The following is a 16,732-nucleotide window of genomic DNA, read 5'->3' on the forward strand; positions in this document are numbered from 1 at the left end:
AGTTTGCGAAGACGCGATGTCATAGCGGGCAATCCTGATCCGTGTAGCCAAGGGAGCGAGATCACGTCATCGGCGCGTTCGTGGCGCGTGATGGCGGCTCATACTCCAATGACGGAGGGACGCGAAGGAAGGGCTACCGAAAACCCCCGATTATTTTGTAACAGCGCAATCAGCTGAGCAGCACGATGCCGCCCGGCAGGCGCGTCAACTGCGCGCCGTACAGGTCGCGCAGCATGTGCAGCGCCAGGTCGGTCTGGGTAATTTCGAAGCGCATGCGCACGCGCCGCGCCGCCAGGTCGGCATTGCGCAGCAGCACGCGGCCCGGGCGATAGCGGTTGATCTCGTCCACCACCTCGGCCAGCGTCTGCCCCGCGAACGTCAGCGTGCCGGTGCGCCAGGCGGCCACTTGCGCGGTGTCCACCGCCTGCGGCGTTTGCAATCCGGTGTCGTCATAGATGAGCTGTTCGCCCGCGGCCAGGGTGCGCTGCGCGCCCGCCCCGTCCACCTGCACCGACCCTTGCAGGCAGGTCACGCAGACCTGGGGCCCGGTGTAGCGCAGGTTGAAGCGCGCCTGCCGCGCCCGCGTGGCGCCGGCGCCCGCGTAGACGATCACCGGCGCGCCGCTGCCGGCGGCCTCGACCTGGGCCTCGCCCGCCACCAGTTCGATGGCCGCGCCGCCGGCCTGCACGCCGCGCTGGTTGATGCGGGTCTGGGTATTCATCTGCACGTGCAGCTGGTCAGACAGCGCCAATTCGCGCTGCTCGGCCGTGCCGGTGCGGAAGTCGGCGGTGTAGTCCAGCAGCGACGGCCACAGGGACAGTGGTGGCCACACCGCCACCGCCGTACCCCCCGCGGCCATGGCCGCCCCCAGAAACGCCCGACGGGCGGGCCGGGTCAGGCCCTTTCTGGCCGGCGGATGCGCCAGCCCCGGATCGCGGCGCGCGGCCTGGCGCAACACCGGGTCCAGGTCCTGCCACAGCCGCGTCACCTCGGCCCAGGCCTGCGCGTGCGACGGGCTGCGTGCCCGCCACTGCTTCATCGCTTCGGCGTCGCCGCGCGTCGCATCGCGGTCACGCAGGCGCAACCACCATTGCTCGGCTTCGCGCCGCAAGCGATCGGGGTCTTGGGAGGGGTTCATGGCGCCGAGCATCGTGTCAGAATTTCCGCCGGCCGACAACATCGCCGTTGGCCACGGCCTCGGTGTCGGCCAGGCGTTCGCGGCAATGCCGCATCGCGGCCGCCAGTTCCTTTTTCACCATCGCCACCGAAATCTGGAAGCGTTCGGCGATCTCGGCATTGAGCAGCCCATCCACGCGCGCCGCCGCCAGAATGGCGCGCTGGCGCGGCGGCAGCTCGTCCATGGCGACCTCCAGCGAGCGCACGTCGCGCCGCGCCGCCACGATACGCTGCGGGTCCGCGGTTTCGTCGGCCACGTGCAGCAGCGCCTCGCGCTCGTCGTCGGCCAGCGGCTCGCGATTGCGCCGCCAGTCGTCCGTGGCAATCCGCGCCGCCATGCGCAGCAGGTAGGCATCGGGGTTGAGCACCGGGCTGGCGGGCTTGGCCACATCCAGCCGCAGCCAGGTTTCGTGCAGCGCGGCCGACGCCTGGTCACGCGACCCGACGATGCGTTCCAGGCTGCGCCGCAGTTCGGCGTAGCGGGCAATCAGGCGCAGCCGCAGCAGCGCAGCGGAGATCATCGACATCGCATCACTCCGCAGGCCGGCGCGGCGCCGCGCAATGCGTGCCGCCGGGCAACAGCAGAATCGATACCGGCTGCGGCATGCCCGCAGGCGGCGGCGCGCCCACGTCCATGCCCTGGAGGGCGCGTGTCACCGCCGCATCCACCCGCCCGCTGCCCGTGCTGTCCAGCAGGCGCAGCCGCGTCACGTGGCCGCCGTCATCCAGCCGCAATTGCAACGCCAGGCGGTACTCCCCCGGCCGGGCGGCGGCACTGCCGCACAGCGTGCGCAGCAGGGCCTTCTGCAGCCGCCCGATGTATCCACTGAAATCGGCGCCTCCGGCGCGCGCGCCCGGAATGTCCTCGGCGCGCAAGGCGGGCCCGGCATCCAAAGGGGCACGGCCCGGCCCGTCGGCGGACGGCGCATAGACCACGATGGCTTCGCCGTCCGTCTGGCGAATGCGCAGTCCCGACCCATCCAGCAAGCGGCGCAGCGCGTCCATGACCGTCAGCCGCCCCGACAGCGCCGGCGCGGCCTGGCGCGCATGCCGCTCATCGACCAGCACGGCCACGCCCGCCACATGGCCGATGGCCTCCAGGCTGTCGCCCAGCGGCTGCGCGGGCAAGGCAAAGTCATACCGCTCGCCGCGCAGGCGATCGGCCAGCGCCGCGGACGCGGTCCCGCCCGCCAGGATGGGCGTCGCCAGGCAAAGGAGACACACGCCAACCAGCGCCAACACACTGAGCGGTGCCGGGGTACCTATCATCGGGCGATATGGACGTCGGGAAAGGGAACAGGGCCGGCGCACGCCCGAACAAGGCGACACCGGCCAGCAGGCTAGCCCGGCGATATGACCCGGACATGACACCGGGATGACGCGAACGGCGAACCCGGTACACTGAGCCCCGACCTCGGCGCCAACGGGCAAGCCGACCGTGCACGTCTTCTGGAGAGCATCCCCCTATGATGATCCGTCATCTGGTCCTGGCAGCGTCGATGACCCTGGCCGGCAGCGCCGCGGCCGCCCCCTCGTTCAACTGCGCCAAAGCGGCCACCCCGGTCGAAAAATCCCTGTGTGGCAACTCGGTACTGGCCGACCAGGACAACGCCATCGCACAGCAATACAAGGCCGTGCGGGACCAGCTGGACCCCGATGCCGCCAAAGCGCTGGCAGCCGACCAGCGCTATTTCATAGGCGTGCGCGAGAACATCTATGCCGATCCCTTCAAGGGCAGCACGCCTTTCCAGGAAATCTCCACCAGCATGCGCGCTCGCCTGGCGTTCCTGAAGGCCATCAACCCGCAGCCGCCCGCCGGCTTCGTCGGCAAGTGGAAGAACATCGAAGGTGAAATCGAGATCACGCAAACCGCCGATGGCCAGCTGTTCGTGGCGGCCAACTCGAACCAGCCCTATCGCGGCCTGTGGGTCTGCGACCTGAGCGGCAAGGCAACCGTCTCGGGCGACACCCTCAAGGTCACCTACCAGGACGGCCCGCCCTGGGCCCTTTCCATGACCCGCCGGGGCGCCGTGCTGGTCGTGCGTCAAATTCCGCCCGCCGGCGTCGAGGACGACGGCTTCGGCCCGCCCTTCTGCGGCCGCAAAGGCAGCTTGGCCGGCGACTGGTTCGCGGTGCGCTGACCCCGCCTTCCGTCCGTGCCCGTTCCCGCAACATGCGGCGACTGGCCGAAGTGTTCGATCAGCAGCTCCGTCAGGCAGTCGGGCAGATAGGCCCATCCATGAACGGCCACGTATCGGTGAACCGCGCAGGCCTGATTGCCCGCCGTTCTGCGGCCAGGCCGCAGGGTTTCTGATACATTGACGCCCAAAAGCCCATCCTAGCGAAGGCTATTCGCGGCCCGGCCTGCGCCGGGCATGGCACAAGGGCCCGCAACGTGCATTCAATGACGTACGGCGTCAAGGCCCCATCTCTCAACAGTCGACATCCAAGGTGACAGTCAAAATGAAAAAAATTGCACTGCTGGTTATCCTGCCATCGCTGCTCGCGGGATGTACTTCCGGACAGATGAACATGCTGACCGGCAAGCGGAACAAGACCTACAACGACGTCAATGCGGCCTGGGTCGGCAGCACGGAAGAGCAACTGATTTCCAAATGGGGTCCGCCCAAGAAGAGCTATACGCTTGAAAGCGGGGCAAAGATCATTTCGTACGAAGATATCTGGGGCCCCATGTCCGCCTACCACGTCTGCCAGGAAAAATTCATGATCGAAAAGGGCGTGGTGACCAAATGGGGCATTTCGGATTGCCCGAAACGCATCTCGGGCTCGCTTCCTAAAGACACGCCGATTCCGCAACCGACCCTGTAGGGCGACCGCGCGCCGGTTTTCCCCGCCTGGCGCCTTGACAGGCCACGTGCCGACACCCGCAGCAGGACCGCGCCGGTCTCCCCGGCGTCATCGCCCCATCACCGGACAGCTCGCCGGAACGGGGCGATCAAACAATACGGCAATGCCGCACACCGACGTGAACATCCCCAGGTTGTTGTGGCCCACTCCGGGCACTTGCACCACGCGCTGATTCAACGTTTCATTCGAGCAAAAGCGCCCGCCGCAAACATTCAAATATCTGCTCGACCTGGGCAGGGCTGATGATAAGCGGCGGCGAAATCACGATCATGTCGCCGGACGCGCGCACCAGCACGCCATGGTCGAAGCAATAGCGGGCGACCTCGGCGCCTCGCCCCCCTGGCGCCCCGGCCCGCGGCGCCAGGTCCACGGCGCACAACAAGCCTATGCTGCGCACGTCATTGACATGGGGCAGGCCTTTGAGCGCCAGCGCACTGGACTGCCAGATGGGACTGATCGCCCGAACCAGGGCGTTGATATCCAGTTCCTGATGCAAACGAAGCGTCGCCAGGCCGGCGGCGCACGCCAGCGGATGCGCGGAATAGGTGTAGCCGTGCATCAGTTCCACCACTTGTGGCGGGCCGGCCATGAAGGCCTCATACACACCGCTCCCGACGATGACGCCGCCCATGGGCACCGCGCCATTGGTCAACCCCTTGGCCACGGTCATCAAGTCCGGGGTCACGCCAAACACCTGCGAGGCGAAGTTGCCGCCAATCCGGCCGAAGCCGGTGATCACTTCGTCGAAAATCAGCAGCACGCCGTGCTGCGTGCACAGTTCGCGCAAGCGCTGCAGATAACCGACCGGTGGCGGATAGACGCCGCCCGACCCGGTTACCGGCTCGACAATGACGGCGGCGACCGTGCTCGGGTCCTGGATATCGAGCAATTGTGCAAGGGCCTCCGCATAGCTGGCGCCTTGCTCGGGTTGCCCCGCGCTAAAGCGCATGCTGGCGTCATACGGCAGCGGCAAATGGCTGACTTCGCCCAGCAGCGGGCCGAAGTCGCGCTTCTGGCGGCCAATCCCCGAGACGGAAAGGCCGCCAAAACCCATGCCGTGATAGCCCTTGGCCCGGCCGATCAGCTTGGTGCGGCGGCAGTCTCCGCGTGCCTGATGGTAGGCGCGTGCAATCTTCAAGGCCGTGTCGACGGCTTCGGAACCAGAGTTGGTAAAGAACACCTTGGTCATGCCTTCGGGCGCCAAGGCGATCAAGGCGTCCGACATGGCCTGGGCGGCCGGGTGACTCATCTTGAACGAGGACACGAAGTCCAGGCGAGCGGCAGCTTGCTGAATGGCCTGCACAATGCTGGGCTGGCCGTGACCGGCGTTGACGCACCACAGGCCGGCCATGGCATCCAGAATGTCGCGGCCGTCGGGCGTGCGGTAGTACATGCCCTCGGCGCTATCGAACATCACGGGCTGCTGTTGAAACTGCCGCATGGGAGTGAAAGGCGCCCAGAATGCATCGGAAACGGAACTGGCGTCGGTCATGGAATCTCCTTGAATGGTTGAAACGCAAGCCGGCTCAGGCCTGCGCCAGGCGGACGCGATAGCCGCCGTCCGCCAGTCGCTCCAGCGGGCTGGCGGCTGCCAGCAATTTGCGTGTGTAGGGGTGTTGCGGCTTGTCGAACAAGGCATCGCGGCTGGCGACTTCCACGATTTCTCCCTGGCTCATCACCGCGACGCGATGCGCGATCCGTTCGACTGCCGCCAGATCATGCGAGATGAACAGGCAGGCAAACCCGTATTGCTTCTGCAAGCGTTCGAACAGGTCCAGAATCTGCTTCTGGATGGTCATATCCAGCGCCGAGATCGGCTCATCGGCAATGACCATCTTCGGCCGTCGCACCAGGGCGCGGCCGATGGCCACACGCTGACGCTGGCCGCCAGACAGCTGATGCGGGAAACGGTCGCGGAACGACGGGTTCAAGCCGACATCAGTCAGCGTTTCCGCCACTCGCACGCGACGCTGCGATTCGTTCAGGTCATCGCTATGGCGCAAGGGCTCTTCCAGAATCTGCCCGACCCGCATGCGGGGATCCAGAGAAGAATAGGGGTCCTGGAAGATCATCTGGCATTGCAGGCGGGTGCTGCGATGGATCGACCTGAGCAGATCCACGCCTTCAAACTCGATGCTGCCAGCGCTGGGCTTGACCAAACCCGCCACGGCGCGCCCCAGCGAGGTCTTTCCCGAGCCGCTGCCGCCCACCAGGGCCAACGTTTCACCCGGCGCGATGCTGAGGTCGACGCTGTGCACTACGCGACAGGCGGCGCTGCGCCGCCAGAAGCTGCGCTGCCCCGGGTACTCGATGCACACGCCTTTGACCTCGACCAGCGGTGCGCCGGCCTCGGGCAAAGGGGGCAGTACGCCACGGCGCGGCAGCGCCTCCAGCAACTGGCGGGTGTACTCGGCTTGCGGCTTGAGCAGGATGGAGGCCGTCGGCCCCTGCTCGACCGCTTGCCCATTGCGCATGACGACGACCTTGTTGGCGTAGCGCGCCACCAGCGAAAGATCATGGCTGATGAAGAGCACTGCGGTACCCTGCTCGCGGGTCAGCTCCAGCATCAGATCGATGACGTCCAATTGCGCCAGGCAGTCCAGCGCCGTCGTCGGTTCATCGGCGATCAACAGGGCCGGACGCAGCAGCATGACCGATGCCAGCATGATGCGCTGGCGCATGCCGCCCGAGAATTCATGCGGATAGGCGGTCAGGCAGCGCACCGGGTCCTTGATGCCGATGCGCTCCAGCATGGTCAGGCAGCGCCGTCGAATATCGGCGGCGCTCAGACGGGTATGCAGCTTGAGGGCCTCACTCATTTGCCGGCCGATGGTCAAAGCCGGATTGAGCGACACCATGGGCTCCTGGAACACCATGCCGATCTCGGCTCCGCGCACACGCCGCAAGGCGCGGGCGTTCTGCGTGTCCAGGACCTGGCCCTTGAAGCCGATGCTGCCGCCAGCCATCTGCATGGGTGCGGGCAAAAGGCCGATCACGGCGCGGGCGGCCATGGTCTTGCCGCTGCCCGACTCGCCCACCAAGGCAAGGATCTCGCCCGGCGCAAGCTCGAAACTCACGTCATTCACGGCCAGCGGTCCATCCAGACCGGCACGTATCCTGAGTTGCTTGACAGACAATAGTGGCGCTTTCTCGGTCATGCTCACTTCCTCATGCGCGGATCGAGGCGATCGCGCAAGGCATCGCCAAACAGATTGATACCCAGCAAGGCCACGCTGATCAGCACACCGGGAAACACGCCCAACCATGCGGCCGAAGCGATATACGGACGGCTGGCAGCCAACATGCTGCCCCAGGTGGCGGCTGGTGGCGGCACGCCCAGGCCCAGAAAGCTCAAAGCGCTCTCTGACAGCAGGGCCCAGCCGAACATGCTGGTTGCCAGCACGCACACCGGCGCCAGGCAATTGGGAACGATGTGGCGGAACATCGTGTACAGCTCGGAATTGCCGATGACTCTGGACGCCTCGATGAACTCGCGTTCACGCAGCGACAAGACGCTGCCGCGGACCACACGCACCACCGACGGCGTATAGGCCATGCCCAGGGCCAGCACAATGCTGTACTGGCTTGCCCCCAAGACGGCCATGATGCCCAGCGCCAGCAACAGGCCGGGGAAGGCCAGCAAGGCGTCGTTGAACATCATCAGGATGCGGTCGGTCCAGCCTCGCAGGTAGCCGGCCAGCATGCCTATCATGGTGCCGCATACCAGGGCCACCCCCACGGACAAGAGGCTGATCCACAGGCTGGTCGAGGCGCCAACGATGAGACGGCTCAGGACATCGCGGCCGAACTCGTCCGTACCCAGCCAATGCAGCGCGCTCGGCGCCTGAAGGCGAAGACCCAGATTCAGCTTCAGCGAGTCATACGGCGTCCACACCAGGCCCAGCAGGGCCAGCGCGACCAGACCCAGCAGAAGGCCGCCACCGATCAAGGCATTGAGCGCCGGCAGGCTGCGGCGCCGCGCAGGTGCGGCAGGCAAAGAGATGGCGTTGCCATTCATAGTTTCACCCTGGGATCAAAGACCGGATACAGCAGGTCGACGACCAGATTCACCACGACATAGATGCTGGTGATCAACAAAAGACATCCCTGCAGGACGGGATAGTCGCGAGCAAAAATCGAATCCACCATGAGCCGGCCGATGCCCGGCAGGGTGAAGACGGTTTCCAGCACCGCGATGCCGCCCAGCAGATTGCCCAGGATCAGGCCCACCAGCGTCCAGGTCGGCGCAAAGGCGTTGCGCAAGGCATGGCCCCACAACACCGCCGTTTCCGACAGGCCCTTGGCGCGGGCGTGCGCGATGTATTCCAGCCGCAAGACCTCGATCGTGCTGGCGCGCGCCATGCGGGCAATCGAGCCGAACTCCACCAGCGTCAGCGTCACCACGGGCAGGACCAGATAGCTCAGCCCTCGCAAGGGATCCGCACTGACGCTGACGTAGCCAACGATAGGCAGCCAGCCCAACTTCATGCCGAACAGGTAAAGCAGCAGCAAGCCCAGCCAGAAGGCCGGAATCGACAGCAGCAAGGTGGCGCTGGCAACCAGGCCCAGATCCATCAGGCTGTTCTGCTTCCAGGCCGCGTAGAGGCCGACCGGCACGGCCAGCAGTACCGCCAGGCCCACCGAGATCAGGACGATGACGGCGCTGACGCTGAAGCGCTCGACCAGCAGATCCAGCACCGGCTGGCTGCTGCTGATGGACAAGCCGAAATCGCCGCCCAACACCGCCCGGATCCAGATCAGGTATTGGGTCAGGAAAGAGTGATCCAGACCCAGGGTCCTGCGCATCTCGGCCAGGCTGTGCGCGTCTGCCATATCGCCCAGCATCAGCAGGGCAGGATCCCCGGGGATAAAGCGGATCAGGCCGAACACCATGATGGAGATCAGCAGCAGTGTGGGCAGCGCCATGCCCAGGCGCTGAACGAAGAATCGCAACATGGCCGGCCTATTTCGCGGTCGCCGCCAAGGACACACCCCACAGGCGCGGCTTGGAAATCGGCCAGGTTCGATAGCCTTGAATGCCATCACGGAAGGCGCCGATGGCGGTGCCGTTGTAGATGATGACCATGGGAACGTCCTGGATCAGCATGCCATGCAACTGATCAAACAGCGCCTGGCGCTTAGCCGGCTCGGCCTCACGCATGGCTTGGTGCAGAATGCCGATGGCGTCAGCGTTGTCCCAGACCTTGCGGGCTTCCTTGGACTTGTCGCCCAGCAGTTGCTCGAAACTCAACGCCGGATCGAAGCGCGGCGAATAAGAGAACGACATCATTTGATAGTTGCCGCTCTGGTAGCGTTCGAGCTGCGTGCCCCATTCAAGCGTTTCCATCTGGATGTTGATGCCCACGGCCGCCAGCATGGCCTGACTCAGAATGCCCATATCGAACATCTGCGGATAGCGCTTGTTCACGATCATCCTGATCGGCTGGCCGCGATAGCCGGCGGCACTGAGCAAGGCGCGCGCCTCGGCCAGATCGGTGCCATGGCCTTTGGCCGTGGCGGCGTCATAGTAGGTGCTGCTGCTGGGCACGGGCGAGTTGTTGACCTGCGACAGACCGCTGGACAGCGTGGCCACCATCTGCCCGTAGTCGAGCGACAGCGCAATGGCGCGGCGAATGCGCACATCCTTCAGCAAAGGGTCATGGGTCTGGAACAGCAAGCCGTTGATGGACATGGCGGGGCTGACCTGGATCGTCAAACCCTTGGCCAGTTTCAAATCGGCCGCGTCCGTCGCCGTGACGTCGGGCAGCAGATCGATGCCACGCGCCATCAGCGCCGCCTTGGCCGTCGCGTTGTCGGGGATCACGACAAAACGCACTTGATCCACCAGCGCCTGCTTGTTGCCGGTATAGCCATCCGGCTTGGCCTCGGCACGCGCGGCGTAGCCGGCAAAGCGTTGCAGTTCGATGTATTGCCCGCGTTGCCACTGCCCCGCCTTGAAGGGGCCGGTGCCGACCGGGGCGCGCCAGGCCCCCTCTGGCGTCAGCGAGTCCGGATGCAGAATGCCGGTCCCGCCGCAATCGGTCCTGGCCATGGTCGCCAGAAACAGGGCGTTGGGCTGTTCCAGCGTGAAGACCACGGTCATCGGATCCGGGCTGCTGATGTCTTGCACCTTCAACAGGCCACGGCCATCGAAGTCGGCCAGGCAGCGCCATTGGGTCTTCGGATCCAGGTAGCGGCGCCAGGTCCACAGGACCTCGGCGGCTGTCAGCGGCGTACCATTATGAAAGCGCACGCCCTTGCGCAACGTGAAGCGGTAGCTGCGCCCATCGTCGGAAACGCTGATCGATTCGGCCAGCATGGGGCCCACGGTGGCGTCCTCGCGGTAGGCCACCAGGCCCTCCACCATATGCATGACGACGGCGTCGGTGTTCTCGTCCCGGTTGACGCCGGGGTCGGTGCTGCGGATATCTCCGCTGATGCCGACCTGGATGCGTGATGGCTCGGCAGCGTGAGCCCCGGCCATCGCCAGGCCCAAGGCCAACGCGGCGTAGCCCAAGGCGATCTTTACAGTGTTGCGCATGAAGTACTCCTCCTTCAATGGGATGGGCGCCATGGCCGTATCCAGGCCATGCCGCCTGTGCTTATTGCTGCACCGGGCGCGCCCGCCGTTGGCGCAACACCGCCGCAAAGAACTTCTGCGCGGCTGGCATGACCTTGATGCCCATGTGGGGCACATTGGGGATGTGGTCCAGCGTGGCATTCACCCCGGCGGCTTCAAAGCTGGCGCGCAGACGTTCCAGCCGCTCGGGTCGGGTGCGGCCCGCGTCATTGGCGCCTTCCATGTAGTGCTTGCCGCCAGGGCGATGGGTGATCTCCCAGGTTTCGAGGTCGGCTGCGCCCACCACCATATGGATAGGCACCTGACGCAGGGCGTCCAGGTTCAGCGCCTTGCCAAAACGTGTCTCCATATCGGCGACACCCACCCACCACTTGCGCTCGGTGTCCAACAGCGTGACCGAACCTGGTGCGCCGATCGACGCGGCCCACAGCCGATCGGGATGCAGATAGCAGAAGCGATTGGTGAACTGGCCCCCACCCGAATAGCCAAAGAGCGCGAAGGTGTCGAAGTTGCGGCCGTACTTCTTGCCGACCTCGGCGACCATATCCAGCAGGATCTGGTCGTAGCGGATATCGCCCTCGATAATTTGCTTGTAGCCGTCGCCATTGCCATCGCCCAGCACGCCCACGGGAAACAGCGGTGCGAGGATGATGCAGTCGTTCCAGCGGCCAAACTCGGCAAAGCTGTTCCGATAGGTCTCCATCGCACGGTTGGAACCATGCACCACGACCACCAGGTCCACCGGACGCGTTGCATCTTCGATGGACTCCGGAACATAAAGGCAATAGGCGAAGCGCGTGTCGCCCGCATGCGAATAGACCGTCGTCGGCCCTTGATCGTAGAGACGTCGCGCGGCCTGCCGCGCCAGCAGTTCGGCCTGGGAATCCGGAATAGCAGTGCTCATGGTCTAAACCACTCAATGAGAAAGACCCGCAGTATCCGTCAGCACCTGAACAAAGAAAATCTAATTTAATTTTAATTAGAGTAAAGTGTTTCTTTACCCAAAACCGACTCGACATGAGCAGCATCCGATTTCTCAGAACATTTATCGCTGTCGCTGAGGAAGGCAGCTTTGCCGCTGCTGCCGACCGGGTGGCATTGACCAGCGCCGCCGTGGGCCAGCAAATGCGCGCGCTTGAAGACGAAATGCGCCGCGCGCTGTTTGCGCGCAATCACAGGCAGACGAGTTTGAGCCGCGAAGGGTTGCTTTTGCTTCCGCGCGCCAGGCGCCTGGTGGCCGATTACGACGCGATGCTGGAAGACCCCGATCATGACGTGCGCATGGAAGGCGAAATCACCGTCGGCGGCATCATTTCGGCGATGGGCCTGCTGGCCAATTGCCTGGTGCAGCTCAAGGCCGTTCATCCCAAGGTGTCCGTCACACTGACCAGTGCGCGCTCCGATGAGTTGGCGCCACTGCTGCTGGCCGGCGAGCTGGACGCCGCCGTGGTGGTGAAGTCGCCCCGCCAGGACTTCAAAGGCCTGAGCTGCTCCCGGCTGTATGACGAACCCCTGGTCTTGCTGACCAGCGCCGAGGCCTATGCCAGGACGCCGGACATCACAGCGCTGCTGGCCACCCAGCCCTATATTCGCTATGACCGCAATACGGCCACCGGCTCCAAAGCCGACAGAGTATTGCGCCGCCTGAGGGTCAAACCGCAGGAAATCCTGGAGCTCAATTCCATTCTTGGCATCGCGGCGCTGGTGCGCCAGCAAGTGGGAGTCAGCCTCGTCCCCCTTCTGCAAAACGTCTATTGGAATGAAGACCCGGCCTTGAAAGTGCTGTCGCTGCCCGGCCCCCAGGAATTGCGCAGCATCAGCATCGTGGAACAAGGCCGCAAACGCCATCTCACAGGCGAGATCATCAGGTCGTTGCGCGTCGCCCTGGATTCACGCGGCATCCCCTAGACAGCGCGCCGCCATGCTCGGGCAGACATGGCCCGTTCGCCCCCCCTGGCCTGCCGCCGATTGTTGCCATCGCGGCAACACCATGATCCCTCGGCCGGGCCTACTGCTGATTTCCCTGCGGACCTACGATCTGGGCGTCATCCACACACGCGCCAGGCCAGGTCCGGCATGGCCGAAACACGCCAATCCATCGAGGGAATCATCATGAGTCAACGCCTGAACGCTTTCGCGCTGTCACCCGAGCTCTTCAAGAAATTCGTCGAGTTCGGCATGCTTTTGAAGTCCGGGACGATCGAGCAATCCATCCTGGACCTGATCGAGATCCGCGCCTCGCAGATCAATGGCTGCGGCTTCTGCCTGGACATGCATGTGAAGCAGGCCAAGATCCACGGTGAACGCGAACTGCGTCTGCACCACGTCGCCATCTGGCGCGAATCCACCGAATTCTCGCCGCGCGAACGCGCCTGCCTGGCGTGGACCGAGGCCCTCACCACCCTGGGCGCGCAGGGCGTGCCCGACGACATCTATGAACGCGTCCGAACCCAATTGTCCGAAAAGGAAATCTCGGACCTCAGCTTTGCCGTCATGGCGATCAACGGCTGGAATCGCCTGAACGTGGGGTTCCGGACCGTCCCCGGTTCGGCCGACAAGGCATATGGCCTGGACAAGGCCAAGTTCAACTGAGGACGCATCATGAAAATCCTGGTAATCGGCGGGACGGGCCTGATCGGCTCCAAACTCGTCAAGCGGCTCACCGAGCGCGGCCACCAAGCCATGGCCGCATCCCCGGCCACGGGCGTCAATACGATCACCGGCGCAGGCCTGGATGAGGCGCTCGCGGGCGTGGATACGGTGGTCGATGTGGCCAATTCGCCGTCGTTCGAAGACAGGGCCGTGCTCGAATTCTTCCAGGTTTCGGGACGCAACCTGTTGGCGGCAGAAGCCCGCGCCGGCGTGCGCCACCACGTGGCGCTGTCCGTGGTGGGCACGCATCGCCTGGCCGAAAGCGGATACTTCCGCGGCAAGATCGCCCAGGAGCAATTGATCGTGGCCGCTGGCGTCCCCTACACCATCGTGCACAGCACGCAGTTCTTCGAGTTCCTGGGCGGCATTGTGCAGTCGGGGGCCGAGGGCGGCGAAGTATGCCTGTCGCCCGCCTTCGTGCAGCCGATCGCGTCCGACGAGGTGGCCCTGGCCATGGCTGACGCCACGTTGGCCGCGCCGGTGAGCGGCACGGTGGAAATCGCCGGTCCCGAACGGGTCCGCCTGGCCGAGCTGGCGCAGCGCTACCTGCATAAAACCGGCGACGCGCGCAGCGTGCGGGCAGACCCGCAAGCGCGGTACTTTGGCGCCTTGCTCGACGATGACACGCTGGTGCCAGGCGCCGGTGCGTGGCTGGGGAAGATCGACTTCGAAACCTGGTTCAGCCGGTCCGGCGCAAGAAAGTAGCACCGCGCTGCGCGGTGTGCGCTGATGGCGCGGTCGGCAGGCCGTCCAATATCTGCAGGTCCTGGGCACGGATGCCCTCGGTCATGTAGTCGATGAAGACGCGCATGCGCGCCGGCAAATGCGCGCGGCTCAGGAAGCACAGGTAATGCCCTCGGTCGTCCGGCGCGTATTGCGGCAGGCAGGCGACCAGGCGGCCCGCACGCAGGTGATCGCAGATTTGGTAGCCCGCCATCTGCGCAATGCCGTGGCCATCGAGCACCGCCTGCAGCACCAGGTCGGCGTCGTTGAAAGTGAGCATGGCGGACGGCGCCACCTTGCGCAACTGGCCGCCCACCTTGAATTCCCATTCGTAGACTCGCCCCGACGCGAACAGGAAGTTCACGCACTGATGGCCGGAGATGGCGTCGACGCTGTCCGGCAGGCCGTGCCTGGCCACGTACGCGGGCGACGCACATAACATCATCTGCATGGGAATCACCTTCTTGGCGATCACGCGGCTGTCTTCCATCCGGCCATTGCGCAACGACACGTCGACGCGGTCCGCGGCGAAGTCGGTCGGCCCGTCATCCAGCAACAGTTCGACCGCGATGTTCGGGTAGGCCTGGCGGAATCCGTGCAGCAGCGGCGCCACGACCTTGCGGCCGAAGCCCACCGTGGAACACACGCGCAATTGCCCCGAAGGCGGGCCCTCGCGCAGGTCGCGCATGTCGTCCAGGGCACGAATTATTCCATCCACGCCGGGATGGCACGCCTCATAGAAGCGCTGGCCCTCGGCAGTCAGCGAGGTGCTGCGCGTGGTGCGAACGAACAGCCGCACGCCCAGCTGGTCTTCCAGCTTTTGCACACTGCGGCTGACGGCCGATCGGCCGATGCCCAGCCGGTCACCGGCCTTGGCGAAATTGCCTTCCACGGCAACGGCGATGAACGCCATGACGCCGGCATAGCTGGTCGCGAAACTGTCGGCCAGGGAATCCGGGCCGTTGGCGCAGGCAAGGGCCGGCGAAGCGGAAAGAGAGGGCGGCATGGGGCGGCGTCGCAAGTAGGTTGATCCTACCCATAAGACGGCGCGCCGGGCCATTCTGTGACAATGCACGCAAAAAAAAGAATGCCTCCGGGAGGAAAGCCCCCCGCCACACGGACGGGCTTGCAGCGTCGGAAGCCGGGACTCGCCTTATTCGTCCCTTAATGAACGGGCGTCAGGACCGGCGCGCCCTGCTTCTTGACCAGGACCACCAGGAACCTGGCGGGCTGTGTCTGGCTGGCATTGCGGCCCACGGTGTGGATATCCTGGGGGCCTTCGTAGAAGGTCTGCCCGGGGGTCAGCGTCACTTCCTTGCCCCCCTTGACCTGCATGACGATGCTGCCTTCGAGTACGTAGACGAAACTATGGGCATCGTGGCGGTGGATGGGATCGGCCGCGCCGGGCGGGTAGTCGACGACGATCATCTGCGCGTCCTTGCCCGGGATGTCCGGCAGGTTCCTGTGCATCAGCTCCGTGACGATGGCGTCGGCCGGGGCCGCCCCGGACGCGGCGTGGGCAAACGGGCTGAACAGCGCGGCGGCGAGAAGGGGCAGTGCGAATTTCGTGAGCTTTGACATGGCCGATCCTTGGCAACGTTGGGGAAGCCCCATCGTAGGAGCACCCATCGCACCGCGGTAGGCCCCCGCGGGGGATCACCGTGTTGCCGCGCAGGCACCAACGCCCTCGCCCGATCCCGGTCTCAACCCTGCGCCAGCGCGGCCGAGATGCGTGCCAGCTTGTCCGGATTGCGTTGCACCAGGATGCGCGTCAGGCGCTCGCCATCGGTTTCGCAGGCGTGCACCGATTCAAGTTCGCCATCGATGAAGCGCAGCAAGGTCCATTGCCCGTTCACCTGGACCACGTCAACGCGCAGGGCATCGCGGTACCGGCGCTTGCCGGCGTAGAACAGCTGCGCCAGGCGTTTTCCGCCCACCAGGCTGGCAAAGCTGGATACCTTGCCGCCCCCGTCGCCGATGAGCTCGGCGTCGTCGCTCAAGAGCGCATGCAAGCCGTGAAAATCGCTGCGCTGCATCGCATCGGCAAAAGCGTGCAGCAGGCGTTGCAACGTCGCACGCGGCACGGCCTGGCGAGGCGCGCCCTGGCTCAATTGCTGCTTGGCCCGCCGCACGAGCTGGCGCACGGCTGGCTGGGTCTTGTCCAGCGTCAGCGCGATGTCTTCATAGTCGGCATCGAAGACCTCTCGCATCAGGAAGGCCGCGCGGGCGTCCGGCGACAGGCACTCCAGCAGGTACAGAAAAGCCACCGACACGTCGTCGGCTTGTTCATGGATCTGTTCGGGCGTGGCGGGCGCGGCCATCAGCATCGGCTCGGGCAGCCAGACCCCCGCGTAATGTTCCCGTTCGGCCTTGGCCGCGCGCAGGCGGTCGATCGACAAGCGGGTCGTGGCGGTGACCAGCCAGGCTTCCGCGTTCTGCACCGCCGAGCGATCCGCGCCATTCCAACGCAACCATGCTTCCTGCACCACGTCTTCCGCCTCGGCCACCGTCCCCAGCATGCGGTAGGCGATCGCGTACAGGCGCGGACGGTGACGCTCGAAAAGGAGCAAGGAGTCAGTCATGGAAAGGGGCAACGCCAGGCAAGGCAACACGGGAAGAAAGGCATTTTGCCGTAGCCACCGGGCAGCGACAAGGATATTGGTGCGCGCAGCACAACAGCGTGCTTCCCGCCGCGGATCTACCGCATGCCGGGCGGCAGACCTACGATGCCTT

At 65.1% G+C, this 16,732-nt stretch carries 17 protein-coding genes and 1 pseudogene; 5 read left to right on the forward strand and 13 right to left on the reverse strand.

Annotated features, from left to right (window positions below):
* Positions 1–169 precede the first annotated feature (169 nt).
* Genes ACUDP5_RS24955 through ACUDP5_RS24965 form a run of 3 tightly spaced genes read right to left on the reverse strand, consistent with a single transcriptional unit; the run spans position 170 to position 2,400 of the window.
* On the reverse strand, positions 170–1,138 hold the full coding sequence (locus tag ACUDP5_RS24955) for a FecR family protein (protein WP_445657477.1): 969 nt from the start codon (positions 1,136–1,138) through the stop codon (positions 170–172).
* 16 nt (positions 1,139–1,154) lie between these two features.
* Positions 1,155–1,703, reverse strand: coding sequence for a sigma-70 family RNA polymerase sigma factor (locus ACUDP5_RS24960; RefSeq protein ID WP_263909875.1), 549 nt, complete (start codon positions 1,701–1,703; stop codon positions 1,155–1,157).
* Between the two features lie 4 nt (positions 1,704–1,707).
* The gene (locus ACUDP5_RS24965) at positions 1,708–2,400 is read right to left on the reverse strand and encodes a TonB family protein (RefSeq protein WP_445657478.1); all 693 of its coding nucleotides are present in this window, start codon (positions 2,398–2,400) and stop codon (positions 1,708–1,710) included.
* Positions 2,401–2,642: 242 nt separating this feature from the next.
* Between ACUDP5_RS24965 and ACUDP5_RS24970 the strand changes: the two genes are divergently transcribed.
* Positions 2,643–3,317, forward strand: coding sequence for a lysozyme inhibitor LprI family protein (locus ACUDP5_RS24970; RefSeq protein WP_445657479.1), 675 nt, complete (start codon positions 2,643–2,645; stop codon positions 3,315–3,317).
* Positions 3,318–3,639: 322 nt separating this feature from the next.
* Entirely contained in the window at positions 3,640–4,005 is a 366-nt protein-coding gene (locus tag ACUDP5_RS24975) for a hypothetical protein (RefSeq protein WP_445657480.1), read from the forward strand.
* 87 nt (positions 4,006–4,092) lie between these two features.
* On the opposite strand, the pseudogene ACUDP5_RS24980 reads toward ACUDP5_RS24975, so the two are convergent.
* The 7 genes and pseudogenes from ACUDP5_RS24980 to ACUDP5_RS25010 form a co-directional block, all read right to left on the reverse strand.
* A pseudogene (locus ACUDP5_RS24980) lies at positions 4,093–4,221 on the reverse strand (alpha/beta hydrolase); the annotation flags it as partial.
* Between the two features lie 4 nt (positions 4,222–4,225).
* Positions 4,226–5,536, reverse strand: coding sequence for an aminotransferase class III-fold pyridoxal phosphate-dependent enzyme (locus tag ACUDP5_RS24985; RefSeq protein ID WP_445657481.1), 1,311 nt, complete (start codon positions 5,534–5,536; stop codon positions 4,226–4,228).
* A gap of 34 nt (positions 5,537–5,570) precedes the next feature.
* Complete coding sequence (locus ACUDP5_RS24990; protein WP_263909843.1) at positions 5,571–7,130, reverse strand: ABC transporter ATP-binding protein; 1,560 nt, start codon at positions 7,128–7,130, stop codon at positions 5,571–5,573.
* Positions 7,131–7,204: 74 nt separating this feature from the next.
* Positions 7,205–8,062, reverse strand: a complete 858-nt coding sequence (locus ACUDP5_RS24995) for an ABC transporter permease (protein ID WP_263909841.1) — start codon at positions 8,060–8,062, stop codon at positions 7,205–7,207.
* A complete protein-coding gene (locus ACUDP5_RS25000) occupies positions 8,059–9,000 on the reverse strand; it encodes an ABC transporter permease (protein ID WP_263909839.1) in 942 nt (313 codons plus the stop codon). Before ACUDP5_RS25000 ends, ACUDP5_RS24995 begins: the two co-directional genes overlap by 4 nt.
* 7 nt (positions 9,001–9,007) lie before the next feature.
* Complete coding sequence (locus tag ACUDP5_RS25005) at positions 9,008–10,585, reverse strand: ABC transporter substrate-binding protein (RefSeq protein ID WP_445657482.1); 1,578 nt, start codon at positions 10,583–10,585, stop codon at positions 9,008–9,010.
* Between the two features lie 61 nt (positions 10,586–10,646).
* On the reverse strand, positions 10,647–11,528 hold the full coding sequence (locus ACUDP5_RS25010; protein WP_445657483.1) for an alpha/beta hydrolase: 882 nt from the start codon (positions 11,526–11,528) through the stop codon (positions 10,647–10,649).
* Positions 11,529–11,641: 113 nt separating this feature from the next.
* Between ACUDP5_RS25010 and ACUDP5_RS25015 the strand changes: the two genes are divergently transcribed.
* The 3 genes from ACUDP5_RS25015 (at position 11,642) to ACUDP5_RS25025 (ending at position 13,981) form a co-directional block, all read left to right on the forward strand.
* Positions 11,642–12,532, forward strand: coding sequence for a LysR family transcriptional regulator (locus tag ACUDP5_RS25015; RefSeq protein ID WP_263909833.1), 891 nt, complete (start codon positions 11,642–11,644; stop codon positions 12,530–12,532).
* Between the two features lie 204 nt (positions 12,533–12,736).
* Positions 12,737–13,216: a carboxymuconolactone decarboxylase family protein gene (locus ACUDP5_RS25020; RefSeq protein WP_263909831.1), complete on the forward strand. Its 480-nt coding sequence runs from the start codon at positions 12,737–12,739 to the stop codon at positions 13,214–13,216.
* A 9-nt stretch (positions 13,217–13,225) separates the two neighbouring features.
* Positions 13,226–13,981 (forward strand): SDR family oxidoreductase, encoded by a 756-nt coding sequence (locus tag ACUDP5_RS25025; RefSeq protein ID WP_445657484.1) that lies wholly within the window; start codon positions 13,226–13,228, stop codon positions 13,979–13,981.
* On the opposite strand, the gene ACUDP5_RS25030 is transcribed toward ACUDP5_RS25025, so the two are convergent.
* The 3 genes from ACUDP5_RS25030 to ACUDP5_RS25040 all read right to left on the reverse strand — a co-directional run bounded on the left by ACUDP5_RS25030 (position 13,956) and on the right by ACUDP5_RS25040 (position 16,581).
* Positions 13,956–15,005 carry a LysR family transcriptional regulator gene (locus tag ACUDP5_RS25030; RefSeq protein WP_445659211.1) on the reverse strand — a complete coding sequence of 350 codons (1,050 nt, stop codon included), beginning with the start codon at positions 15,003–15,005 and terminating at the stop codon, positions 13,956–13,958. The two genes, ACUDP5_RS25025 and ACUDP5_RS25030, sit on opposite strands and share 26 nt — an antisense overlap.
* Before the next feature lie 158 nt (positions 15,006–15,163).
* On the reverse strand, positions 15,164–15,580 hold the full coding sequence (locus ACUDP5_RS25035; RefSeq protein ID WP_445657485.1) for a cupin domain-containing protein: 417 nt from the start codon (positions 15,578–15,580) through the stop codon (positions 15,164–15,166).
* Between the two features lie 122 nt (positions 15,581–15,702).
* A complete protein-coding gene (locus tag ACUDP5_RS25040; RefSeq protein ID WP_445657486.1) occupies positions 15,703–16,581 on the reverse strand; it encodes an RNA polymerase sigma-70 factor in 879 nt (292 codons plus the stop codon).
* Between the last annotated feature and the right edge of the window lie 151 nt (positions 16,582–16,732).

The sequence above is a fragment of the Achromobacter sp. NCFB-sbj8-Ac1-l genome, from assembly GCF_052695805.1.